Genomic DNA, 24041 nt, shown 5'->3' on the forward strand with positions numbered 1-24041 from the left:
TTCTTATCTTTCTTCCCGGTGATCCAGATCCTTCTGGAGCATCTCCAGATACGGAACGAATACGCCCTGCCTTAGCTGCATAAAATATTCCTCATCCAGTTCTTCAAAGCGTACACTTTTCCGTCCGCCCTGCTTCATCCGCTCCCAAAACACTTCTATTTCTTCAAAACGCATGTAATAAAGCAGGTTTTTTGTACTGTAATAGATAAGAAAAAAGGAAATTCCATCCTGTTTTTCAAAATCCCGCATAAAATTCATCTGGTGTTCATGGATATTGTGTAGTGGAAAGGTATCCATACTGCACTCTTTTGCGTCAAAACATACGGGAATTCCCTGTACTGCTCCAATATAATCGACCGTACTGCGCTGGTCAAAATAGGCCAGCGTGATCTGGCGGTGATCTTTGTCCATTCGTACCGGAGTGATCGGTGTCGGGATTTTCTGAATGAGCGCCAGTCCCTGCTGCTGATAGCGTTCATTCGTCCGGTTAATAAAATCCTCCAGGGTTGAACCTCTTAGCCCTCTTGAATTCCAGGTTCCCATTCTAATCCTTCTCCTTTTATGATGGTTGTAAATCCTTCCGGAAGAGGCGCGGTAAGCTCCTTTTCCGATACCTTTGCAAGCGCATCCTCTCTTTTCGGGAACTGCATTTTCCATGCATGTAAAAGTTGATATTTTAACGCATATTTTTTCCTGAAAATAGAATTGACCTTTGGATTACCATACTTGCTATCCCCGATGATCGGATGACCGGTCGAAGACAGATGTGCACGGATCTGATGGGTCCGTCCCGTGATCAGATGCACCTTCAGAATCGTCTGCTGACCATTATCCGCAAGCGGAATATACTCTGTGGCTATCGGCTTTGCCTCGCCTTTTGCTTCTTTCAGAATTTTCACCTGATTGGTCATCTCATTTTTCAGAAGATATCCTTCGATCTTCTGACGGTCTTTTATCACCCCATCCACGATCGTGAGATAATATTTTTTCACGGTCCTGTCTCTTAAAATCTCGCTGAGCTGCTGCAATCCCGCAAGGCTTTTCCCTGCGGTTACAAGACCACTGGTATTCCGATCCAGGCGGTTACAGACAGATGGGCGGAAAGTAGCAAGCTCAGCTAGTTTCAGATCGCCTTTTTTCAGCAGATACGCGATCATATATTCATTCAGGGAAAGGTCAGACGGTGCTGCTTTCTGGGAAAGCATGCCTGATGGTTTGTTCAGGATCAGAATATCCGGATCCTCATAGATTACCGACAGCCGGATGCTGCTTTCCATTGCCCGTGCAAGATCTGCCGGAAGCTGCTTTTCTGCTCCCGGTGCCCCTGCGAATTTCTGCCAGGTATCATCTGAGAGAAATACTTCAACCTGGTCTCCTTTTGTCAGTTTTTCATTTCCCTGCGCTTTTTTCCCGTTTAACTTGATGTTCTTTTTCCGCAGCATCTTGTAAACAAAGCTCATAGGCGCATTACTTAAATATTTTCCAAGAAGCTTGTCCAGACGCTGTCCTGCTTCATTTGACGAAACGGTTATTTTCTGCATGCTTTTAATTCCTCCTGCCTTTTACAGTGAAATGTCCAGAAGGAGTCCTTTGATCATCTCTTCGTGTTTTCTTGTATCCTGCTGTTCTACAGAAGCAATGTTGTTCATTCCCTCGGCGCGGGTCAGAAATGCTTTGTAATCATGGAAAAGCTTGACCACCACCTTGTCGAACTGGTTCTGCTTCATAATGGATTTGATATGCTTTGCGGCATAGTCCACATCCACTTTTTTCACCGGTACATAGCCACAGATCGTATTGTTGTAAATTGCAACAGCTGCTACCGGCATTGCCTTTTTCTCACTGGTGATCACAAGATCGTATGCAACGGTAAGTTCTTCGGTGACAGCCGAGATTTCAAGCTCAGTTGCCTCATCGATGGAATCATGCGGCATGACCATGATCAGATTGACCAGGATCCGGCTTGCCGGAAGACATCCGAGTACCGCTACTACAGTGAGCAGATTGAGCTTTGTCTTTGTTGTTACATAACCGGCGATCATCAGTGCGGCAACCAGTCCAAAAGAAACAACAGCTTCCAGTATCAATAATCGTTTTCTTCTGCGCAGATAACCTGCATCTCCTTTTTGTATCTTCATCTTGTCTTTCGCTTACTCCTTCGTTATTTTCTCCATCATTGACATGGCTTTTAAGATCATTCCATGCGGAAGCACTTTGGTTGCAGCTTCTGCCCCTTTCATTGCCGTGCCATATACAGAAACCTCTTTTTTGTATTTGGCATCAATGAGCGCCTGCTTTACAACCTGTACCGGATCTGCCATCACAGCCTCTTTCATGCCACCGGGCAACTTCCCTGACACTTCAAAAAACGGGGTGTCCACAGGTCCCGGGCAGACCGCTGTGACGAAGATTCCTTTTTCCTTAAGTTCAGCTGCAAGGCTCCTTGAAAAGCTCAGTACATACGACTTTGTCGCTGCATAAACTGCGAATTTTGCCTGCGGGCAAAAAGCTGCTGCGCTTGCCAGGTTGATGATCCTGGTTCCTTTACGCATCCAGGGCAGACAGGTACAGGTCATCTCGGTCAGTCCCCGGCAATTCAGGTCGATCATGCGGAGCTGAAGTTTCTTGTCTTCCTTTGCAATCTCCTCTACCGTCCCGGTCTTTCCGAATCCTGCTGCATTGACCAGCATACGGATATCAGGATTCTGATTCTCCAGCCGGTTTTTCACCTGCTTGTATACCAGATCCTCTTCCATGTCCCCTGCAAAGATCCGGATATAGGTCTTGTGGCTTTTCTTGATCTCTTCCAGCTTCTTTTCACTGCGGGCAATCACCCAGATTTCGTCCAGTTCCCTGTAAAAACGTTCAATCTGTCTGACAAATTCTTTTCCCATGCCGGAGGATGCCCCGGTAACAATCGCAATCTTCATAAGCGGTTCTCCTTTCTCCTGTGACTACTTCCGTTTGTGTACATTACGGATGGATTTCTTTTTTTGCGGTCTTGACGAGGAATCACCTCTGCCGTTTCCTGTAGATGCAGGCTTTGTATTCTTATGCCCTGCATTTGAATTTTTATAATTTCCGTTTGTCTTTCCTGGATTTTTGTTATTTCCATTCGGGTTTTTGCTCTTTCGGTCCGTACCGCCATGAGTTCCGCCATGGTTTCTTCCGCTGTATCCATTCTTCTCCTGCATTTTTTCCGAATGAAGCTTTCTCGGACGGATCAGACATTTCTCATCGAATCCTACCAGATCCATACGATCCGCAATTCGCAGTGCCTCCATGACCAGATCATAATTCTTCGGGTTCCGGTACTGGATCAGTGCTCTCTGCATCGCTTTTTCATGCGGATTCTTCGGCACATACACCGGATTCATCGTCCGCGGATCTACACCGGTATAATACATACAAGTGGAAATCGTAGACGGTGTCGGGTAGAAATCCTGTACCTGCTCCGGCATATAACCGAGATCCCGCAGGTATTCGGCAAGCTTTACCGCTTCTTTCATAGTAGAACCCGGATGGGACGACATCAGATACGGAACCAGATACTGTTTAAGTCCTAGCCTTTTATTGATCTCTTCGTATTTGTGGGTAAAACGTTCATAAACCGCATTTTCCGGCTTGCCCATCATCTGAAGAACCGGGTCTGCTACATGCTCCGGTGCAACTTTCAGCTGACCGCTGACATGATACTGACACAGTTCTTTGAAAAACGTGTCATCCGGATCTGCCAGCAGATAGTCAAACCGGATACCGGAACGGATAAATACTTTTTTGACTCCAGGTATCTTTCTGAGATCCCTGAGAATGCTTAAGTATTCTTTATGATCTGCGATCAGATTTTTACACGGCTTTGGAAAAAGACACTGTTTGTTCGTACATGCCCCGTATTTTAACTGTTTCTTACATGCCGGCGCACGGAAGTTCGCGGTCGGTCCGCCTACATCATGAATATATCCTTTGAATTCCGGATCCTCCGGAAATGTCTTTGCTTCAGCGATCAGTGATTCCTTACTTCGTGTCTGAATGATCCTTCCCTGATGGAATGTCAGTGCACAAAAACTGCAGCCTCCAAAACATCCCCTGTTGCTGATCAGACTGAATTTGATCTCCCGGATTGCCGGAACTCCACCTGCCGTCTCATAAGATGGATGGTAGGTCCGCATGTAAGGAAGTGCGTAGACATCATCCATCTCCTGCTGGGTCAGCGGTTTTGCCGGAGGGTTCTGTACCACATACAGATGATCCGAATAGGGCTCAACCAGCCGCTTTCCGGAAAATGGATCTGTGTTGCAGTACTGTTTGTAAAAGCTTTTGGCGTACAGAAGCTTATCTTTTTTCATCTCTTCATACGGTTCCAGAATCTCTGCATCATACACACTGTCCAGATTCTTGACCTTGCAGACTGTTCCATCGATATAAGTAATGTCCTTGATATCCAGTCCGGCATCCAGTGCCTCTGCAATCTCAATGATCGAGCGTTCGCCCATTCCATAAGAAACCAGGTCTGCACCCGAATCCAGAAGAATGGAACGCTTAAGCTGGTTGGACCAGTAATCATAATGTGCAAGTCTCCTAAGACTCGCCTCGATACCACCCAGAATGATTGGTGTCTTCTTATATGTCTGACGGATCAGATTGCCGTACACAACCGCTGCATAATCCGGTCTCTTTCCCATCACTCCGCCCGGTGTATAAGAATCCTGCTGCCGTCTTTTCTTTGATACAGAATAATGGTTGACCATGGAATCCATATTTCCCGCTGACACCATAAATCCAAGCCGCGGCTCTCCAAATTCTGTAATACTTTCTTTATCCTTCCAGTCAGGCTGTGCAATGATCCCCACGCGGAAGCCATGTGCCTCTAAAAGGCGGGTGATGATCGCATGTCCAAAAGACGGGTGGTCTACATAGGCATCTCCGCTTACATAGACAAAGTCTACCTGATTCCACCCCCGTTCTTCCATCTCTTTCCTGCTGATTGGTAAAAATCCATGATTCATTATAATACCTCGTATGTCTGATTGGTAATGTCTTCATAGCTGTGAATAAAATAGTCGGCAAGTTCCCGCTTTTTCGCATCCTGTGGGCGTGAAAACCAGTCGTCCACCGCGCACACACGCATTCCTGCATTTTTCCCGGCGAGGATTCCCATCGGAACATCTTCAAATACCAGGCAGGCAGAAGGCTCTGCACCCAGCTGCCCAGCCACCTTCAGATAAACATCCGGTGCCGGTTTCCCTTTATTCACTTCGCAGCTTGTACAGATCGTATCGAAAAGATGGGTGATCTGCCTTGCCTTTAAAAATTCTTCCACCAGTTTCCGGTCATTGCTGGTTGCGATTCCTGTCCGGATCCCTTTCTCTTTCAGCATCTCCAGAAATTCCTTTACCCCTGGCTTTAGTGTGACCTCTTTTGTATATTTATCCACAGACATATCATACCATTCTTTTTTGATCTCCTCCACAGTATGCGGAAGCTCCGGAAAAATCTTCAAAAAGTACTGCGCTGTCTCGGTATAGCTCATCCCTTCCATTGCCTCATGAAAATCTTCCGGCGGATTCAGATGATATTTTCTGATATAATCTTCATCTATCGCTGTCCACACCCACATGGAATCTACCAGAGTCCCATCCAGATCAAAAATGACAGCTTTAGTATGCTCTAACATAATTTTTTTATCTCCTCTTCGGTCAGTGACCGGTATTCTCCCTTTGTAAGTGTCTTATCCAGAGCAAGGCTTCCCATAGAAAGCCGCTTCAGATAGATTACTTCTTTGCCGACTGCATGAAACATCCGCTTCACCTGATGGAAACGTCCTTCAGTGATCGTAAGCTCGATTTCCGACTCCTCCCCACTTTTCAGGATTCGAAGATCTGCGCTTTTAGCCGGCGTATCGTCTCCGATATCCACTCCATCTGCAAATGCTTTCACATCAGATTCATCTACCTTTCCCTGTACTTTCGCATAATACACCTTATCCACATGCTTTTTGGGGGAAAGCAGGAGGTGTGCCAGTTCTCCGTCATTGGTGATCAGAAGAAGTCCTTCCGTGTCCTTATCCAGACGTCCTACCGGGAACAGATCATTTCTTTTTTTATCTGTGATCAGATCCAGAACTGTCTTGTCCCGGTCATCTTTTGTTGCGGAAATAACACCTGCCGGTTTATAGAGCATATAATACTCTTTTTTAGTGTATCCAATCTGTTTTCCTTCAAGACTTACTTTCTGTGTGGTCTCATCGATTTTAAGTTCCGGTTTTTTCACCGTCTCTCCATCAACCATAACACGTCCGCTGCGGATCAGTTTTTTGATTTCACTTCTGGTTCCCTGCCCCATCTCGGCAAGATATTTGTCTATGCGCATCATGCAGACTGATTCCTCCATCCAGGCAGATATTTGTTCTTCAAAGTTCCGTTCGTGACTTTTCCCCATCCAAGTGGGAAACCGTCTGTACAGACCAGATGCCAGCCTTTTGCCTTAGCCGGAATCAGATCCTCCACATCGATTGTCTCACCTTTCAGATAACGCATCAGTCGGTTATCATCAGAAGACAGGTTCAAAGTATGCGCGTACTCTTCCATTTTCAGGTTCATCGCCAGTGCCTGGCTCGGTTCAAAACGCTTTTTTTTCAGTTCGCCAAGGAGCAGTCCGCTTCTTAAAAATCTTGCGCCTTTCAGTTCCGGAAGATTCTCCGGCATATAGTACACGCGCTCTCCATGGATATCCAGTCTCCACGGCTTCAGATCCCACTTTACATCACGGAAGAATTCCTCCAGCTCTGCCGGGATCTTCTTCACTTTCTGTTCTGCGACCGGGGAAGACGGGCAGATTGCATCCTCACTCTTTTTCAGCAGTGCGAGGTAATGTCCCTCCCCTTTCATATGATGTGGAAAAATACGGACAGTCTTAGCAAAATCCGGATCCTTTGACTTGGTTACTTCCGGCCTGCCCGGTGCAAATCCTTCATATCCTGCGATTTCCTGAATCTCGAATTCCGGATATTCACCGAGCAGATATTCGATCGTCCCCTCATTCTCCAGTGGATCAAACGTACAGGTTGAATACAGCATCATGCCACCCGGCTTTAACATTCTTGCCGCCTGGGTGATAATGCTTCTCTGCAGCTTCGAGAAAAATTCCGGTCCATGTTCTTCCCAGGCGCGTACCATCTTCTTATCCTTACGGAACATCCCTTCCCCGGAACACGGCGCATCGATCAGGATCTTGTCAAAATAACCGCTGAAATAGCGTTCCAGTCGCCCAGGTTCTTCACTCATGACCAGCATATTGCCGATTCCGAAAACTTCCAGATTCTTTAAGAGTCCTCTTGCTCTGGAGCTGCTGATATCATTTGCGACCAGAACACCTTCGTTCTGAAGCTTCGCCCCAAGCTCGGTTGCCTTTCCACCAGGTGCGGCACAGACATCCAATACCCGGTCCCCCGGTTCTACCGGAAGACGGTTCGCCGGTGTCATTGCACTCGGCTCCTGCAGGTAATAAAGTCCTGCAAAATAGTACGGATGCTTCGCAGGAGATATCTTCTCTCCGTCATAGTAAAAACCGTTGTCGATCCACGGGATCGGTGTGATTTCAAACGGACAGATCTTCACAAAATCCTCCACAGAAATCTTCTCCGTATTCACACGAAGTCCGTAATATCTCGGCTCGTCATAACATTTTATATAATCCTCAAATTCATCTCCGAGGAGTGCCTTCATCTTCTCTTCAAATTCATTTGGTAAATTTATCATTCTTTCGTCCTCCATATCATTTAAGTATAGCATAGTTAGAAAGAACAGGAAAGTTTTTTCTCCCCGGCAAGTCTTAAAATCCAATAGGGATTGTAACTGGTTTCTTCGCCGTCCGGATAGAGATAAATCCCCAGATGCAGATGCGTGGCAAACATCCCTTTCGTCCCCTCCGGACCATATCCGGTATTTCCCATAAATCCAATGATATCCCCTGCCTTCACCTCGTTCCCCTCCTGATAACTTCCATAAGAGTCCAGATGTGCATAATAGAAATATGCACCGGACGGTGCGGTAATCCCGATCCTGTATCCTCCCTTTTCCAGCCAGCCTCTTGCCGATACTACCCCATCTGTCATACTCACAACCGGATAGAGACCGGGGATATCTTTCGATGCCATCAGATCACAGCCTTCATGTCCCCTTTTTCCTCCGTAGGTGCGCTCTCCCATCCAGCTGTCCACAAAAGATACCTGATACTGTGGATGTTTCGGTGATTCCGGAACAGGAAAATAGCGGATATCATTCCAAAGAGCTGTACAGATCTTTTCAAAAGATTTCCACTCTTCTTTTTCCGACCATTTTTCAAACAGCTCTTTTTCGTTATCCTGTGGAAACAGGCTGTTTTCCAGAAAATAAATGGCATAAAGTCTTCCTCTTTTTTCATGATCTGTCTTCGCAAGAACCTGGAAAAACGCCTCCTCCATCCCAAGCTTTCTGAATTCTTCTGTGCTTCCTGTTTTTAGGTTCAATCGGTTTTTTTTAGCTTTCTCGTTGATCTGTATGCTTGCTGCCACGCAAAAAATCAGCAATAAAAAAAGGAGCAGAAGCGATCTGCGTTCCAGTCTTTTTTTCAAGATTTCTCCATTTTTCTTTTATTCTATTCACACTGAATCTCTTCTATGCACATGTGCCCCGGTATATCTGTCTGCGTTTTTTCATAAACTATTGCAAAAGAATACGGCAGGTATACACGATGAAAACAAAAAAACTGTCTGTGTTTTTTCTGATCGGACTTTTCCTTCTGATGCTTTTTTCCCCGGAAACCGTTGCCACAGGTGCCGCAAACGGACTGCTGCTCTGGTATAGGCAGGTGCTTCCGGTGCTCTTTCCTTTTCTTCTTATAACCGGTCTTATGATCCGCACAGAGAGCATTTCCCTGATCAACCATACCCTTTCTCCAATTCTGAAACCTTTTCTTGGCATTTCTGAAAATGCTTCTTTTTCGGTGGTCTGTGGATTTCTCTGTGGCTTTCCAGTAGGGGCGAAATCCTGCTCTGACCTGACTGATAAAGGGGAAATTTCTTCTGCTGAAGGAGAATACCTGCTTTCCTTCTGTAACAATGTCAGTCCTGCATTTCTAACCGGGTATGTGGCAGTACAGAGCCTCAAGCAGCCTGAAATGGCGCAGATCTGTCTGCTTTGTCCTATCCTTGCCGCACTGTGCTGCTCCTTTTTGTTCCGCAGATGGTATCTGCCGCGGAATCCTTTTGCGGTCGTAGGAGAACAGGCTGATCCCAGACAATTTCTTCCTTTTTCCGAGGCTCTTGACGAAAGTATTCTGTCAGCATGTGATTCCATCACGAAAATCGGCGGATATATGATCGTTTTTTCAGTGCTCATTTCTTTTATGGCAAAACTTTCCTTTCAGAATTTCTTCTGGAAATTGTTGCTTCTTCCCGGAGTGGAACTGACCGGGGGAATCCGCATGCTCTGTCAGCTGGACCTTACTTCTGAACAGCGGTTTCTTCTCGTTATGGCGCACTGTTCTTTTGGAGGAGTCTGCGCGCTTTTCCAGACAAAATGCATGATCCGATCCCAGAACTGGTCTTTTCCTCGCTATATAGCAGAAAAGCTGATTACCGCAATGGTAACCAGCCTGTTCGCTTTTTGCTATATGAAATTGTTCGGATAAAGAACTTATTCTCTCTGTCCCTGGTCCGTCTGTCCGGCTTCTCCGCCGAATTCTGCTTCCAGTCCGCGTGAGGACTTATCCGGAACTTCCAGTTCTGCACGGTTGTTACGGACAACATCATAACATTCCTGAAGGGATGTTACCAGACTGTCATACTTGCTTGTGTAACTGTTCAGTGTATGACCGATGATGCTTTCAGCATTGGCAAGAAGATCATCTGTATACTGCACTGCCCCGATACGGATATCGTTGGCATCATTAGTCGCATTATCCAGAATCTGCTGTGCCTGGTCTGTTGCTGCCATAACGATCTCGTTTGCCTGTGCGTATGCCTGCTGCATGATCTCATGCTCACTTACCAGTTCACTTGTCTGTGCATGTGCTTCTTCAATCATGCTTTCTGCTTTCTGTTGTGCATCCGCAAGGATCGCATCCTTGTTCGCAATGATCTTCTGATAACGCTTGATCTCATCAGGTGTCTTCATACGAAGTTCACGGAGAAGTTCATCGATCTGGTCTTTATTCACGATAATCTTTGTAGTTGATAATGGCTGAAACTTACAGCTGTCAATGTACTCTTCAATTTCTTCAATAATCTGCTCAATACGGCTGCTCATAATTTTGCACTCTCCTTCTTGTCACAGACCTACTGTGACATCTTTTCTTTTATACTTTTGGCGACAGTCTCCGGCACGAACTGGGAAATATCCCCTCCGAAAGCTGCGACTTCTCTTACGATTGTAGAGCTAAGGTAAGAATACTTGAGATTGGTTGTAAGGAACATGGTTTCTACTTCCGGTTCAAGCTTATGATTCGTCTGTGACATCTGGATCTCATATTCAAAATCTGTGATCGCACGCAATCCGCGAATCACAAGACGTGCCTTTTGCTGTCTTGCAAATTCTACAAGCAGCCCGTCGAAAGGCACTACTTTCACATTACCGAGATCTTTTGTCACTTCCTTTAACATTTTAACACGTTCTTCTACAGAAAACAACGGGGTTTTTGCTTTATTCATCAATACTCCGATTATAAGTTCGTCTACAATTTTACTGCTCCGGGTAATAATATCCAGATGTCCGAAAGTTACCGGGTCAAAGCTTCCCGGATAAATCGCTCTTATCATGAGTCTACTCCTCCACAGATATAAATACATGCATATTAGTCTTGTATTTCTTTTGTTTGATCATTAAAAAACCAAGTTCCTCCAAATAAGAAAAATCAGTCGCCAAAGATGCTTCCACGATGATCAGTGCATCCTTTTCCAGCAAGTCTGATTTTGCAAGATAAGTAAGCACCTCTTTTTCCAGCATATGGTTGTACGGTGGATCCATAAACACATAATCGAATTTTTCTCTTCCATCCAGCCTGCGAAGTGCCGAAAATACATCCTCCCGGATTACTTCCGCCTGGTCTGCAAGCTGTGTCTTTTTCAGATTCTCCATAATGCACTGGATTGCATTCGGATTGTTTTCCACAAAAACCGCCTTTTTTACACCTCGGCTGATCGCCTCAATCCCGATTGCCCCGCTTCCAGAAAAAAGATCCAGAAATATACAGTCGCAGAGTCCGTGTGCGATCATATTGAATAAGGTTTCTTTGGTTCTGTCGGTTGTCGGACGTGTCTCCATTCCTTTTACCGTCACAAGTGGTATTCTTCTGGCTTTCCCTGCTATGACTCTCATCTTATCGTTCTCCTGATTTATGATGTCAGAAACTACTCCATCATTCCAAAACATAGGGTGTTTTGTCTTTTAACCCTGACAACATATTATACTTTTTTGTGATTATTTTGTCAATTTCTCCGCTTGTATTTTACCAGATACATTTTTTATATTTGTCTTTTTTCAGATACAAAGCTCTACTTTTCCGACTCCATATGTGCCTGATGGACAGTGATCTGCTGATATGGAATATCAATATGATTTTCATCCAGTGTCAACTTGATATTTTCCAGCATCCGCCATCTTGTCGACCAATACTCTTCACTTTTTACCCAGGCACGGACACCAAGCACCACCGAACTGCTCCCAAGCTCATTTACAAAGACATTATGTTCCATACTCTGGATGACGGACGGATCATTTTTTACAAGTCCCTGCAGCAGTTTCTTGGCAAGGCGCAGATCTGCTTCATATGCAATATCCACCTTCAGATCCAGCTGACGGTAATCTTTGTCCGTCACATTGGTAAGGCTTGTGTTGGCAAGTGTTCCATTCGGCACAATGATCGTCTTGTTGTCAATGGTGGCAAGCTTAGTGTAGAAGATCTGGATCTCTTTGACCGTTCCTTCATTGCCATGGCTGTCTTCTATAATATAATCCCCGACAACAAAAGGCTTCAAAAATAAAATCAGCATCCCACCGGCAAGGTTGGAAAGGCTTCCCTGCAGGGCAAGACCAACTGCCACGCCTGCCGATGCAACCGTTGCTGCAATCGATGCAGATTCTACACCGAGCGAATTGATAATTGCCAGAAACAGCAGAATATGAAGTCCGTATTTCAACAGAGAATCCACAAACTGTCTTGCACCGGTATCCGAATTGGCGCGTTCCATGGATGCCCGCGTAATCTTGCGGATCCAGTTGATCACCTTATGGCAGATGATGAATATGAGCAGCGCCATCAGAATCCGGATTCCAAACGCAATCAGGTCCGGACCTTTCTCCTGAATGAATTTGTTAAATCCGGTGATTGTATCCACCGTATCCTGCACGGTCTCCTCTACCTCACTTCCTGCGGCTGTCTGTGTCAAAAGCATGTTTTATTCCTCCTTCAGTGCAATAAATGCTGCAAGATTCCCCCTCTTTCCTTTGGATGCGCGATGGGAAAATAAAAGCTCCGGATTGCAACAGGTACACACATTAGTAACCGCCAGATGTTCCGGTCTGATCCCTGCATCTGTGAGAACCAGTTCATTTGCCTTCCAGAGATCCAGCTGGAACTTTCCATTCTCCTTGGCATAGAACAGACGGTCATATTCAGACTCTCTGAAATTTGCGCGGAACATATCGATCACATCTTCACTGACTTCATAGCATTCCTGACAGATGGACGGTCCCACACAGGCAAGGATATTCTTTGGATCACAACCGAATTCTTTCTGCATCTTTTCAACCGTCACCTGTCCCATCCGGTTCACAGTGCCTCTCCAGCCGGAATGGCTGGATGCTACCACCTTTTTCACCGGATCCAGAAACAGAAGCGGTACACAGTCCGCGTAAAATGTCACCAGACAGATCCCCGGTACATTTGTGATCAGTCCATCTACATCTGTGTAATCTTTTTCTCTTGTAACACCTTTGCCGGCATCTTCTCTTGTCACGATCCGTACGTTCGTCGTATGGGTCTGATGCGTGCAGACCATATGCTCCGGCTTCACGCCGATTGCAGCTGCTATTCTTCTGTAATTCTCGTCCACATGCGCGGGATCATCCCCTCTGGTATAGCTCAGGTTCATGCTTCCCAGGAAACCTTCACTCACTCCTCCAAGTCTGGTCGAAATTCCATGTTCTACAAGCCCTTCCTTTTCAAGGATCGGATATTTGAGAAATGGTACACCAGCACTTATGCATTCGTCAAAGATATGTTCCTCGTTTTTATATTTTAATCCTATTTTCATCTGTACTCTCCCGTATTGTGATATCTGCAGGCAGCCATTTGCCTTTCCCCGGTATCATAACTCATACAATTCCAAAATCTCCGCAGTACTCAAATGCATTTTTCCGCAAAGAAATCTTATTCCCCGCGATTCCTATTACATCGAAGCGGCATGGTATCTCTGTGCAGCCGTTCTTCATCAGATAATAAACGGCCGCTCCGGACAGGCGCATCTGTTTGGGCACAGATACCGCCTCCAGAGCAGCCGAAAGCCCTCCTGTTTTGCGAAATTTCACCTCACAAAAGACCAGATATTCTCCGTCTTTTGCAACAATGTCAATCTCCGCATAACGGCAGCGGAAATTATACTCCAGTATCCGATATCCTTGCTTTTCCAGAAATTCACCTGCTATTTTTTCATATTTTGTACCGGTCCTTCGCCGGTTTTTTTCATTCTCCAATCGCCTTTTGGATCTGATCTTCTACCTGTTCTGACGGATTTTTATACGAAGTGTCCGATAAAACTTCTTCTGTGGATCGGTGTCGGTCCAAGTGTCTGAAGCGCTTTGATATGTTCTGCTGATCCATAACCTTTGTTGGACGCGAATCCATATCCCGGAAGTACCTTATCATACTCTTCCATCAGACGATCTCTTGTTACCTTTGCCACAATACTTGCTGCAGCGATGGATACGCTTTTCGCATCTCCCTTGATGATTGGAACCTGTGGAATCACAACCTCCGGAATGGTAACTGCATCATTTAAAAGCAGATCCGGCTTGACTTTCAAATTGCCAATCGCCTGACGCATGGCTTCGTAAGTTGCCTGCAGAATATTGATCTCGTCAATCCTTACAGGGGAAGCCATCCCGAGACCTACCGCAACTGCTTTGTCCATGATTTCATCATAAAGCTCATCTCTTTTTGCTGCGGAAAGCTTCTTGGAATCATTTATATAAAGGATCTCGCACTCTTTGGGCAGGATCACGGCTCCTGCAACCACCGGACCCGCAAGTGGTCCCCTTCCCACCTCGTCAATTCCACAGATAAACGCATGGTCAGCATATTTTTCTTCGTACTGACGCATTTTCGCAAGGCGCTCTTTTTCGGCAAGCAGCTTTTCCTTCTGCTTTCTGTACTTTTCCAGAAGTTTTTGCACACCGGCTCTGTCATCCGGTGCATAGACCTTCATCAGCTGCTCCCTTTCGGCATCCTCTGCCATTTTTAAACGGCTGTCGATCTCTTTGATACTTTCTTTACTCATGCTTTATCACTCCGATTTTGTTGAACGGATAAATTCTTACCCAGGCACGCCCGATCAGCATATCACGGGTAAGTACACCCACACTTGCCACACGACTGTCCGAGCTGTGATTCCGGTTATCTCCCAGGACAAAATATTCATCATCTCCCAGTTTAATCGGCTCTGCTGCAATTCCCGGATCTTCCATCACCTCTGCACCATAATGTTCATCCAGCTTTTTGCCATTAATATACATATATCCATCGATCACCTGCACAGTCTCACCGGGCAGTCCAATGATACGTTTGATATAATAGGTATTCTCTGCATGCTGGTAAGGGAATACAATAATATCATATCTTTCCGGATCGCGGAAGCGGTAGCTGAGCTTATCCACGATCAGGTTATCTCCGTCTGAAAGTGTCGGCTCCATTGAATGACCGTCTACTTTTGTGCGCTGTCCGACAAAGGTGACGATCACCCATGTCAGCAGAACAATGACCAGAAGATACAGAAGAGTTCCTCCCAGTGATCTCCATATACTCTGCTCCTGCTCCGGAGCTTCTTCCTTGTTGTCTTCCTTACTCATTTGTATACTCCTTTACAAATTCAAGTGTGATCCTTCCAAGTCTTCCATTTCGGAAATCATCCAGCAGCATACCAGCTGCTTTTGCGGTATCTAATTCATTTCCACGTACCAGACAATGGCGGCTCTCAGCAATTGCTTCCAATACGCTGTAGCTGTTCTGCTTTTCGTTGATCGTATATTTCTCAGCAAGAACACCCGGATAAGCATCCTGCATAAAGCTGATCAGCTCCGCCGCAAGCTCTTCCAGATTCATGATCTCATCCTTGATCGACCCGATAAATGCAAGGCGCAGTCCCACCTGCTGGTCCTCAAACTTCGGCCAGAGAATTCCCGGTGTATCGAGAAGCTCTACGTTCTTGTTTAGACGGATCCATTGCTTTCCTTTGGTCACACCCGGTTTGTTACCGGTCTTTGCACAGGCTTTTCCGGCAAGTGCATTGATAAAAGTAGACTTTCCGACATTCGGGATTCCGACTACCATCGCACGGACCGGACGGTTCAGAATCCCTCTCTTACGGTCACGCTCTGTCTTTTCTTTACATGCTTCCTGGATTACTCCCTGAATAGACTTAATCCCACCGCCTTTACGGGAATTAACCTTAACTGCCGAATATCCTTTTCCACAGAAATAGCCGATCCACTCTTCTGTCTGCTTCTCATCTGCAAGATCTGCCTTATTGAGCAGGATCAGTCTTGCTTTATTCTTTCCAAGTTCATCGATGTCCGGATTCCGGCTGCTCATCGGAACTCTTGCATCAACCAGTTCGATCACAAGATCGATCAGTTTGATATTCTCCTGCATCATCCTTTTGGCCTTTGTCATATGCCCCGGATACCATTGAAAATTCATCCAGTTTCCTCCTTCTATTTACCAAGCAGTCCGAAACGGTCTTTCGGGGAAAGGATAAACCATACTTTCCCTTCAATCTCGGAACGCTTTACATTTCCAATATCAGCCATCCGGCTGTCTTCACTGCTCTCCCGGTTGTCGCCAAGGACAAAATACTCATCTCCACCGAGAACAATCTTCTCACTGGCAATACCTGTATCTGCAATTGCAGTAGTCTCATACTTTTCATTCAGCTTTCTGTTGTTGATATAAATCTCTCCATCCCTGATCTCAACACTTTCGCCCGGAAGTCCGATAATCCTTTTAATATAGGAATGAAGATTCTCATTCCCCTTTGGTTTGAACACGATAATGTCTCCGCGCTTCGGTGTACTGGCATCATATACGATCCGGTTTACCAAAACCACATCCCCATTCCGAATCACCGGGTTCATGGACTCTCCGATATTACTGATCTGATGCCCGAAATACCACACAAACACAAATGCGCACAGGCAGACGAGCACAATTTGGAATACCCATCCAAATACTTCGGGAATCCATTTCAAATTGATATGTTTTCTATGCTTTCTGTCAAATCTGAGTTCTTTTCTTTTTCTATGTCTCATCTGTTATCATATCCTATATTAGCAAAAGGGACAAGTACCTGTCGTATTTGTCCCTCTTTAAGCATTTACTATTTTACTAATTCTTTAACTTTTGCTCTCTTACCTACACGATCTCTTAAGTAGTTCAGTTTTGCACGTCTTACTTTACCTTTACGAACAACTTCTACTTTTTCAACGTTTGGTGAGTGAAGCGGCCATGTCTTCTCAACGCCGATTCCGTTAGAGCTCTTTCTTACTGTAAATGTTTCTCTTGCTCCGCCGCCCTGTCTCTTTAATACAGTACCTTCGAATACCTGAATTCTCTCACGGTTTCCTTCTTTGATCTTACCATAAACTTTTACAGTATCTCCTACGTGGAATTCCGGAGCATTTTCTTTTAACTGAGCTGCTTCAATGTTCTTAATAATTTCGTTCATGTGTGAACCTCCTTCATATTTTGACGTTCTTAATACGCTTTTCTATCGTATCAGAGGACCATCTCTGTTTTCATCACAACGTGCTATATATTAACACATTATTCTTCATTTTTCAAGTCTTTTTCTCGATTTTCTATAATCTCTTCTGCAAGTTCTCTTTCTTTCATGGTAAGCTCTGCGTCTTCCAGAAGGTCCGGACGCCATTTTGCAGTACGGATCACTGACTGCTCTCTGCGCCATTTCTCGACATTGGCATGATGACCGGATAAAAGGATTGGTGGAACCTGCCTGTCGTGCCAGATCTCCGGTCTGGAATACTGCGGATATTCCAGGAGATTGTCCTGAAAACTCTCAAATTCGGCAGATACATCATTATGCAGAACACCCGGGATCAGGCGGGATACCGCATCCACGATCATCATTGCCGGAAGTTCACCGCCTGTCAGTACATAATCGCCGGCTGACACATAATCCGTTACGATCTCCTCCAGCACACGTTCATCGATTCCTTCGTAATGTCCGCACAAAAGCACCAGTTCGTCTTCTTTCGCAAAATCTTCTGCCATCTTCTGGTTAAACGGCTTCCCCTGCGGGGAAAGATAAATCACACGTGGTCTCTTTCCTTCCGGGAGGGCTGCTTTTTCCTGAATGGCAAGATAGGTCTGGTAAACCGGCTCTGCCTGCATCAGCATTCCTGCGCCGCCGCCATACGGATAATCATCCACACTGCTGTGCTTGTTAAATGCGTAGTCCCGGATATTCCAGGCTTCAATCTCAAGAATTTTATTCTTCACAGCTCTTCCGATAATACTGGTTTCCAGACCGTTCATCACCATCTCCGGAAAAAGCGTCATGATATCAAATCTCATATTGTTCTCCTACTATTCTGTCGCTTAAATCAGTCCGTCCATCAGATGAACAGTCATTTTCCTATTCTCAGTATCTACATCCAGAATACAGTCATGGATTGCCGGAAGAAGCACCTCTGTGTGCGCCTCTGTCGATACCACATAGACATCATTCGCACCGGTTTCCATAATATCTGCCAGGACACCGAATTTTTCACCGTCCTCAGTGTAGACATCCATGCCGATGATATCTGCCATGTAATACTCATCCTCTTCCAGTTCCACGGCATTCTCACGAGATACAAGAAGCGGCATCTTTCTGTATTTTTCAATATCATTTATGTTATCGATCCCTTTGAACTTCAGAATCACATACTGTTTAAAAAATTTTACACCTTCAATTTCAAGGGGAATCTGTTCTTTTCCTGTATCAAGAACCACATCTTTCAGAGCACGGAAGCGATTTGGATCATCCGTTGTCGGAAATACTTTAACTTCACCTTTGATTCCGTGGGTAGATGTGATCACGCCAACTTGCAGGTAATCATTTTGTTGCATACTTTGTCCTTTCTTAGCATAAGATAAACTTTACACCGAAAAAGTCTGTTTTAGTCTTTTGAAGCGACTTTTTCTCCATCCCCAGATACAGTGAATCTGTCATTGGCAGCTTCACTTGCATACTAAGGTATGATAAAAAACGCAGATAAAAATAAATTTACCTGCGTTTTATTTTTATGCTATTGCATAATTTCAACCACGACTTTTTTGTCTTCTTTGGCCGCGGCTGCCTTTACAACGGAACGGATTGCTTTCGCAATTCGGCCTTGCTTACCGATCACCTTTCCCATATCATTATCTGCGACATGTACTTCGATCACGGTAGTCTTGCCTTCCTGTTTTTCCGTAACCACGACGCCTTCAGGATTGTCCACAAGTGCTTTCGTAATTACTTCTACTAAATTTTTCATCACTCGCACCTCCGCGAAGCAACCTATTTTTCAATACCTGCTGCCTTAAAGATTTTTCCAACTACTTCTGTAGGCTGAGCACCGTTGTTTAACCATTTCTTAGCTGCTTCTTCATCTACTTTGAATACGCTAGGATCCTGAGTTGGATCGTATGTTCCGATCTCTTCGATGAATTTTCCGTCTCTTGGTGATCTAGAATCAGAAACAACGATTCTATAGAAAGGAGCTTTCTTCTGTCCCATTCTTCTTAATCTGATTTTTACTGCCATTTTACTTTCCTCCATAAAACAATTTGTATTTATAATAGTTTATCTATATATCACGCATGGTCTGCGGAATATATCTCCTTTAGAAAGGCATCTTGAACTTGCCTTTTTTACCTTTCCCGCCCATCATTCCCGGGAAAGACTTCATCATCTTGCGCATCTGCTCGAACTGCTTCATCATCTTGTTGACTTCCGAAATGTCAACTCCGGCTCCTGCTGCGATTCTTCGCTTTCTCTGCGGAGTGATGATGTCCGGATTCTGACGTTCCTTGATCGTCATGGAATAAATGATTGCTTCGACTCTTGCCATCTTCTGTTCCGCATCATCCGCATCAATATCGGGCATCTTGCCTTTACCAAGACCACCCATGCCGCCAAGTCCGGGAAGCATATTCATGATACTTCCAAGACCGCCCATCTTGCGCATCTGTTTCATACTTTCCAGATAGTCCTCAAAATCAAACTGCGACTTTTTGAGTTTTTCTGTCATCTTACGTGCCTGTTCTTCGTCGATCTCTTCGCCGGCTTTCTCGATCAGGCTGAGTACATCCCCCATACCAAGGATTCTGGAAGCCATACGATCCGGATAAAACTGCTCCAGATCTGATAATTTCTCACCCATACCCACATAAAGGATCGGGCATCCGGTGACTGCCTTGATTGAAAGTGCCGCACCACCTCTGGTATCGCCGTCAAGCTTTGTGACGATTACTCCATCTATACCAATTTTCTCATTAAAGTTCTCTGCAACATTCACGGCGTCCTGACCAGTCATTGCATCGACAACGAGAATACTCTGATGAACCTCGACCGTGTTCTTAATCTCCTGCAGTTCTTCCATCATCTCTTCATCAATATGAAGACGTCCTGCAGTATCCAGAATAATCACATTGTTGCCATTCTTTTCAGCATGCTCCAGTGCTGCTTTAGCGATATTCGCCGGTTTCTGGTTATCTCCCATGGAGAACACTTCCACACCCTGCTTCTCTCCGTTGATCTGCAACTGTTTAATAGCTGCAGGTCTGTAGACATCACATGCTACCAGAAGAGGCTTCTTACCTTTCAGCTTGAACTTTCCTGCAAGCTTTGCTGTGGTCGTTGTTTTACCTGCTCCCTGAAGACCCATCATCATAATGACCGTCTTCTGGCTTCCCGGCTGGAATTTAATCTCCGTTGTCTCAGAGCCCATCAGATTCACCAGCTCGTCATTCACGATCTTGATCACCATCTGTCCCGGATTCAGTCCGCTCATCACATCCTGTCCGACTGCACGCTCCTGCACACTTTTCACAAAATTTTTGACAACTTTGAAGTTAACATCTGCCTCCAGAAGAGCCATCTTAACTTCACGTAGAGCCGCTTTTACATCATCTTCTGTAAGGCGTCCCTTGCTTCTTAAATTCTTGAATACGTTCTGAAGTTTTTCTGTCAAACTGTCAAATGCCATGTTATAACTCCTCTATGATCTCTCCTGAAAGCTTTTTCACTTTCTTTATCAGTTCTTTTTCGTCCTGCTCTTCATAATTCTCAAGAAGCAGATCGATCTCATGGACTTTTTTTTTCACAGACATGAACTTCTCCACCAAATGCAGCTTTGCTTCATAATCCTCCAGACTCTTGTTACAGCGCCGGATCATATCATGAACACCCTGTCTGCTGATCCCCGCATCTCTTGCGATCTCGCTGAGCGAATAATCTTCAAGAACTGCCTGTTCATAAATCTCTTTCTGATGTTTTGTCAAAAGCTCACCATAAAAATCATATAATAATGTCTGCTTTAAAATCTCGTCCATCACTTATCACCTGTGCTATCATATAACAGATTTTCATTGGTGTCAAGTATTTTTTCTTGACATTCAAGAAATTTTTCTACATGCAGGTTCCCATGTCCCTGTCTCTGGTCATAATACCTGCCCTTTTCACAGGAATTCCACAGTCTGTATTTAAGTTCCAGATTACACATATCCGGGTATTTCTGCAAAACCAGAGCCGCTGCCCCGGACACTACCGGAGTTGCCATAGAAGTCCCGGTTTTCGGAATATAGGCATAAGGGCTCCGCACCGGATACAGGTAATTGCAGGAATAGATCCGATTCCCCGGCACGGCAAGATCCGGTTTTTTAATACAATCTCCGGTCGGCCCACAGCCGGAATACTTCTTTCCCAGTTCTTCATCCGCCCCAACTGTGATCACCTTCCGGCTGTTTCCCGGTATCGTGACGCTCCCTTCCTTTGGTCCTTTGTTTCCTGCCGCCGTTACGACTACCAGACCGGCATCCCAGAGCCGTTCTACCCAGAACAGGAACAATTCATCTTCCGGATCCTTCTTATGAGGAAGAGTTCCAATCGAAATATTGACAATCCGGATCTTCATTTCCTTTTGTTTTAACAACACGTACCGGATCCCGTTTATCACATCCCGGATTTTTCCACCACCTCTCTGATTCAGCACCTTGACAGCAAAGATCTGCGCCTCCGGTGCCATTCCGCTGTACAGTCCTCTTCCGCTTTTTCCATTTCCGGCAAGAATTCCTGCCACATGGGTTCCGTGTCCGTTGTCATCATATATGGTTTTCTTCCCCTGTACACAGTCCTTCCATCCCACGATGCGGCCGACAAGATCCGGGTGCTGTGTGATCCCTGTATCCAGAACGGCACAAACGACGCCCTTTCCAGTGATTTTGTTTTGCATTGTATCCGAACACCAGTAGTGGATTTTCCGTTTCAAATCTTTCATATTTAAAATATCCTTTTTCTATTAGAATATTCTTTCTGAAATCAGATGCCAATTTCTTCGAAACTTTTTTGAAACACTGACATGCCTCCTTACATATGATGAAGTGTAAAGAAACCTTACTGGAGGCTATCAAATATGAGTGAATTAAGTGCAACAAACTGCGGATGTGGAAATTCTATGGATAACTGTGGATGCGGAATGTCTTCCTGCGTATGGATCATTCTTCTCCTCTGCTGCTGTGGCGGATGGGGACGCAATGGCGACGGATGTGGATGTGGAAATGACAGCTGCCTGTGGATCATCCTTCTTCTCTGCTGCTGTGGTGGATTCGGCAACGGATTCGGTAACGGATGCGGTAATGGATGCGGATGTGGAAACGGCTGTGGCAACGGTGGATGCGGCTGCTAGTTACGAAACTCAGATCTTATTCGTTCAGACAGACCAGAGGCGGGGCAAATTATATCCCCGCCTTTTTTATGTTTTGTTTTTGCGCTTCTCCCGTTGCTTTTCGTGTTCCTCTTCCTGCTCCTTTTCCTTTTTCTTTCGCAAACATTCTTCATCCACTTCATAGATCGCATTCCCATCAATAATAATCCGGCTGCTCATTTAACAAAATCCTTCCATTAGTTCTTCCTTTGCTTTATTATATGTGGATCTCATATTTTCCGTCTTCTTTACATATATATTTATAACGCTGAACCGTGGAGGACATATGGAAAAGAAACCGCCCCTTGTCATGACGCCATTTGACGAGTCTCTCACGAATGATTTTCTGCAACTTGTCAAAATCATTCTTCCCTATCTGCCCGATCACGTTCAGCGTATAGCTGGCATTTATGTGAAACTTACGGAACTTATGAATGCCTTTTACTGTTTCCAACCTCCTTATTATCATAATCGCAGAGGGCGGCTACGAAAGCAGGAGAAAGATCCGGGCAGCATGTTTGAAGCAGTTGTACCCTATCTTTCTCCTGAAAAAAGAGAAATGTTCGATTCCTTTTCCGGAATATGGCAAATGATGGAAATGATGAAAGAGATGGACTTTGGAGATCCTGCAAATATGACAGATATGATGAATGGATTTCAGGCAGCACAGGATATGACGGATATGATGAGTGGATTTCAGACAGAAAGGATGGATGAAAATGAACGAATGGATGGAGCATCCGGATCTTGCGAATCTGGATCCGCTGAAACAGGAGCTGATCCGGACAGCAGCGTTGAAAGCCGGCGGCAAAAACGGGAAAGCACTGGTCCCGGTGATGATGTCACTGATCACCGGTGCGAATAAACGGGGAATCCGGTTTACCCCTGATGAGATTTCGCTGATTCTTTCAGCGATCAAAGAAGGGAAAAGCAAACAGGAGCAGGCACAGATCGACCAGATGGTGCAGATGATCCGGACAATACAGGCAGGAAAACAGCCACCAAGGTCCGGAAGGCAATAAAAATTGCCTTGCCCGACAATCAATGCTATAATGAACGGCAGAAATGCACTTCAGGAGGAGCTTATGACAACGATCAAACTTACCATAGAATACGACGGAAGCCGCTATCCGGGCTTTTCCACAAAGAAAAAAAGCACCAGTATCGAATCAAAGCTTACACTGGCGATCAGGGATGTAACCGGACAGTCCACACAGCTTTTTGCTGCCGTAAAGACAGAACCGGGTGTTCACGCAACACACCAGATTGTAAGTTTTCAATTAGAAAAAGAATCTTTTTCAGGCAATACAGAACTGTTAAAAATGAAATTAAACGCAGCTCTTCCGGCGGATATTGCAGTCACCTCGCTGGAAATCGCAGATGAACGTTTTGTGGCTTCTCTCGCGGTAAAAAGCTGTACCTATACCTGCAGGATCGCCACAGATCCTGCCGCAGCATTATTTTCCCGTCCTTACACCTGTGTTGTAAACGAGTCTCTTGACCTGGAATCCATGCAGCAGGCAGCGCAGCTTCTTACCGGTACGCATGACTTTGCCGCATTTTCAAACGGACGTACCAGAAAAAGTACAGTGCGCACTGTAGAAACGATCAAAATTAACCGCGAAGACCAACTGATACAGATTCAGCTGACTGCAAATAGTTTTCTCCGGCATATGCCGCAGCTTCTTGCCGGTACCATTCTCACAGCTGGAAAAGAAAAAAAGACAGACGGAACTACGCTGACTCTCGCTGGTGTAGAATCAGCAGCTCCTGTCTGTCCTTCGCATGCATTCACCCTGACGGATGTACAACTCCGTTAAT

At 45.2% G+C, this 24041-nt stretch carries 34 protein-coding genes; 5 read left to right on the forward strand and 29 right to left on the reverse strand.

From position 1 onward, the window contains the following. Window positions 1-3 precede the first annotated feature (3 nt). Genes PG840_RS00200 through PG840_RS00240 form a run of 9 tightly spaced genes read right to left on the reverse strand, consistent with a single transcriptional unit; the run spans window position 4 to window position 8611 of the window. A complete protein-coding gene (locus PG840_RS00200; RefSeq protein WP_008370565.1) occupies window positions 4-543 on the reverse strand; it encodes a Holliday junction resolvase RecU in 540 nt (179 codons plus the stop codon). Further along, window positions 516-1541, reverse strand: a complete 1026-nt coding sequence (locus PG840_RS00205) for an RluA family pseudouridine synthase (RefSeq protein WP_055248820.1) — start codon at window positions 1539-1541, stop codon at window positions 516-518. Before PG840_RS00205 ends, PG840_RS00200 begins: the two co-directional genes overlap by 28 nt. 21 nt (window positions 1542-1562) lie before the next feature. Then, complete coding sequence (locus PG840_RS00210) at window positions 1563-2138, reverse strand: hypothetical protein (protein WP_117558631.1); 576 nt, start codon at window positions 2136-2138, stop codon at window positions 1563-1565. Window positions 2139-2150: 12 nt separating this feature from the next. Further along, on the reverse strand, window positions 2151-2930 hold the full coding sequence (locus PG840_RS00215) for an SDR family NAD(P)-dependent oxidoreductase (protein WP_270613240.1): 780 nt from the start codon (window positions 2928-2930) through the stop codon (window positions 2151-2153). Between the two features lie 24 nt (window positions 2931-2954). Next, a complete protein-coding gene (locus tag PG840_RS00220; protein WP_270613241.1) occupies window positions 2955-5006 on the reverse strand; it encodes a YgiQ family radical SAM protein in 2052 nt (683 codons plus the stop codon). After that, window positions 5006-5674, reverse strand: a complete 669-nt coding sequence (locus PG840_RS00225; RefSeq protein WP_270613242.1) for an HAD family hydrolase — start codon at window positions 5672-5674, stop codon at window positions 5006-5008. Before PG840_RS00225 ends, PG840_RS00220 begins: the two co-directional genes overlap by 1 nt. Further along, window positions 5668-6372: a pseudouridine synthase gene (locus tag PG840_RS00230; RefSeq protein WP_270541518.1), complete on the reverse strand. Its 705-nt coding sequence runs from the start codon at window positions 6370-6372 to the stop codon at window positions 5668-5670. The genes PG840_RS00225 and PG840_RS00230 overlap by 7 nt, the downstream gene beginning before the upstream one ends. Beyond that, entirely contained in the window at window positions 6369-7754 is a 1386-nt protein-coding gene (locus PG840_RS00235; RefSeq protein ID WP_270223226.1) for an RsmF rRNA methyltransferase first C-terminal domain-containing protein, read from the reverse strand. Before PG840_RS00235 ends, PG840_RS00230 begins: the two co-directional genes overlap by 4 nt. 38 nt (window positions 7755-7792) lie before the next feature. Then, on the reverse strand, window positions 7793-8611 hold the full coding sequence (locus PG840_RS00240) for a M23 family metallopeptidase (protein ID WP_270613243.1): 819 nt from the start codon (window positions 8609-8611) through the stop codon (window positions 7793-7795). Window positions 8612-8730: 119 nt separating this feature from the next. Here PG840_RS00240 and PG840_RS00245 point away from each other — a divergent pair, with 119 nt between their 5' ends. Continuing rightward, window positions 8731-9669 (forward strand): nucleoside recognition domain-containing protein, encoded by a 939-nt coding sequence (locus tag PG840_RS00245; RefSeq protein ID WP_270613244.1) that lies wholly within the window; start codon window positions 8731-8733, stop codon window positions 9667-9669. Between the two features lie 5 nt (window positions 9670-9674). On the opposite strand, the gene PG840_RS00250 is transcribed toward PG840_RS00245, so the two are convergent. The 18 genes from PG840_RS00250 to PG840_RS00335 all read right to left on the reverse strand — a co-directional run bounded on the left by PG840_RS00250 (window position 9675) and on the right by PG840_RS00335 (window position 21794). Beyond that, the gene (locus PG840_RS00250) at window positions 9675-10286 is read right to left on the reverse strand and encodes a hypothetical protein (RefSeq protein ID WP_008370579.1); all 612 of its coding nucleotides are present in this window, start codon (window positions 10284-10286) and stop codon (window positions 9675-9677) included. 29 nt (window positions 10287-10315) lie between these two features. Further along, complete coding sequence (gene coaD, locus PG840_RS00255; protein WP_008370580.1) at window positions 10316-10795, reverse strand: pantetheine-phosphate adenylyltransferase; 480 nt, start codon at window positions 10793-10795, stop codon at window positions 10316-10318. Between the two features lie 4 nt (window positions 10796-10799). Continuing rightward, window positions 10800-11408 (reverse strand): 16S rRNA (guanine(966)-N(2))-methyltransferase RsmD, encoded by a 609-nt coding sequence (gene rsmD / locus PG840_RS00260; protein ID WP_270205055.1) that lies wholly within the window; start codon window positions 11406-11408, stop codon window positions 10800-10802. Between the two features lie 122 nt (window positions 11409-11530). After that, entirely contained in the window at window positions 11531-12430 is a 900-nt protein-coding gene (locus PG840_RS00265; protein WP_215634461.1) for a mechanosensitive ion channel family protein, read from the reverse strand. Window positions 12431-12433: 3 nt separating this feature from the next. Then, window positions 12434-13291, reverse strand: coding sequence for a peptidoglycan editing factor PgeF (gene pgeF, locus PG840_RS00270; protein ID WP_270205056.1), 858 nt, complete (start codon window positions 13289-13291; stop codon window positions 12434-12436). A 61-nt stretch (window positions 13292-13352) separates the two neighbouring features. Continuing rightward, on the reverse strand, window positions 13353-13730 hold the full coding sequence (locus PG840_RS00275; protein ID WP_022220621.1) for a YraN family protein: 378 nt from the start codon (window positions 13728-13730) through the stop codon (window positions 13353-13355). A 41-nt stretch (window positions 13731-13771) separates the two neighbouring features. Further along, window positions 13772-14533, reverse strand: a complete 762-nt coding sequence (locus PG840_RS00280) for a ribonuclease HII (protein ID WP_118199172.1) — start codon at window positions 14531-14533, stop codon at window positions 13772-13774. Beyond that, window positions 14526-15101, reverse strand: a complete 576-nt coding sequence (lepB, locus tag PG840_RS00285) for a signal peptidase I (protein WP_008370589.1) — start codon at window positions 15099-15101, stop codon at window positions 14526-14528. The genes PG840_RS00280 and lepB (PG840_RS00285) overlap by 8 nt, the downstream gene beginning before the upstream one ends. Further along, window positions 15094-15951: a ribosome biogenesis GTPase YlqF gene (ylqF, locus tag PG840_RS00290; protein ID WP_270205057.1), complete on the reverse strand. Its 858-nt coding sequence runs from the start codon at window positions 15949-15951 to the stop codon at window positions 15094-15096. The genes lepB (PG840_RS00285) and ylqF overlap by 8 nt, the downstream gene beginning before the upstream one ends. 14 nt (window positions 15952-15965) lie before the next feature. Next, complete coding sequence (gene lepB / locus PG840_RS00295; RefSeq protein ID WP_008370592.1) at window positions 15966-16559, reverse strand: signal peptidase I; 594 nt, start codon at window positions 16557-16559, stop codon at window positions 15966-15968. A 68-nt stretch (window positions 16560-16627) separates the two neighbouring features. Further along, window positions 16628-16975 (reverse strand): 50S ribosomal protein L19, encoded by a 348-nt coding sequence (gene rplS / locus PG840_RS00300; protein WP_008370594.1) that lies wholly within the window; start codon window positions 16973-16975, stop codon window positions 16628-16630. 98 nt (window positions 16976-17073) lie between these two features. Further along, a complete protein-coding gene (gene trmD, locus PG840_RS00305) occupies window positions 17074-17844 on the reverse strand; it encodes a tRNA (guanosine(37)-N1)-methyltransferase TrmD (protein ID WP_055157163.1) in 771 nt (256 codons plus the stop codon). Window positions 17845-17868: 24 nt separating this feature from the next. Then, entirely contained in the window at window positions 17869-18381 is a 513-nt protein-coding gene (gene rimM / locus PG840_RS00310; protein ID WP_195254947.1) for a ribosome maturation factor RimM, read from the reverse strand. Window positions 18382-18560: 179 nt separating this feature from the next. Beyond that, entirely contained in the window at window positions 18561-18791 is a 231-nt protein-coding gene (locus PG840_RS00315) for a KH domain-containing protein (protein ID WP_008370600.1), read from the reverse strand. A gap of 23 nt (window positions 18792-18814) precedes the next feature. Beyond that, window positions 18815-19060: a 30S ribosomal protein S16 gene (gene rpsP, locus PG840_RS00320; RefSeq protein ID WP_022220623.1), complete on the reverse strand. Its 246-nt coding sequence runs from the start codon at window positions 19058-19060 to the stop codon at window positions 18815-18817. A gap of 79 nt (window positions 19061-19139) precedes the next feature. After that, window positions 19140-20504, reverse strand: a complete 1365-nt coding sequence (gene ffh / locus PG840_RS00325) for a signal recognition particle protein (protein WP_008370602.1) — start codon at window positions 20502-20504, stop codon at window positions 19140-19142. Window position 20505: 1 nt separating this feature from the next. Then, complete coding sequence (ylxM, locus tag PG840_RS00330; protein ID WP_008370603.1) at window positions 20506-20850, reverse strand: YlxM family DNA-binding protein; 345 nt, start codon at window positions 20848-20850, stop codon at window positions 20506-20508. Then, on the reverse strand, window positions 20850-21794 hold the full coding sequence (locus PG840_RS00335; protein ID WP_177999310.1) for a S8 family peptidase: 945 nt from the start codon (window positions 21792-21794) through the stop codon (window positions 20850-20852). The genes ylxM and PG840_RS00335 overlap by 1 nt, the downstream gene beginning before the upstream one ends. A gap of 135 nt (window positions 21795-21929) precedes the next feature. Between PG840_RS00335 and PG840_RS00340 the strand changes: the two genes are divergently transcribed. Then, complete coding sequence (locus PG840_RS00340; RefSeq protein WP_173699872.1) at window positions 21930-22202, forward strand: chorion class high-cysteine HCB protein 13; 273 nt, start codon at window positions 21930-21932, stop codon at window positions 22200-22202. Window positions 22203-22268: 66 nt separating this feature from the next. On the opposite strand, the gene PG840_RS00345 is transcribed toward PG840_RS00340, so the two are convergent. Next, on the reverse strand, window positions 22269-22400 hold the full coding sequence (locus PG840_RS00345) for a hypothetical protein (protein WP_270203524.1): 132 nt from the start codon (window positions 22398-22400) through the stop codon (window positions 22269-22271). A 37-nt stretch (window positions 22401-22437) separates the two neighbouring features. Next, entirely contained in the window at window positions 22438-22674 is a 237-nt protein-coding gene (locus PG840_RS00350; protein ID WP_044998655.1) for a hypothetical protein, read from the reverse strand. Between the two features lie 128 nt (window positions 22675-22802). Between PG840_RS00350 and PG840_RS00355 the strand changes: the two genes are divergently transcribed. The 3 genes from PG840_RS00355 (at window position 22803) to PG840_RS00365 (ending at window position 24040) form a co-directional block, all read left to right on the forward strand. After that, on the forward strand, window positions 22803-22937 hold the full coding sequence (locus PG840_RS00355) for a hypothetical protein (protein ID WP_270205058.1): 135 nt from the start codon (window positions 22803-22805) through the stop codon (window positions 22935-22937). A gap of 2 nt (window positions 22938-22939) precedes the next feature. Continuing rightward, entirely contained in the window at window positions 22940-23242 is a 303-nt protein-coding gene (locus tag PG840_RS00360; RefSeq protein WP_195368524.1) for a hypothetical protein, read from the forward strand. A 63-nt stretch (window positions 23243-23305) separates the two neighbouring features. Further along, window positions 23306-24040, forward strand: coding sequence for a tRNA pseudouridine synthase A (locus PG840_RS00365; protein ID WP_270205059.1), 735 nt, complete (start codon window positions 23306-23308; stop codon window positions 24038-24040). The last annotated feature ends 1 nt before the right edge of the window (window position 24041 follow it).

Origin of the sequence: Coprococcus sp. AM97-35 (genome assembly GCF_027697525.1) — a bacterium.
GTDB classification, from domain to species: domain Bacteria; phylum Bacillota; class Clostridia; order Lachnospirales; family Lachnospiraceae; genus Allocoprococcus; species Allocoprococcus comes.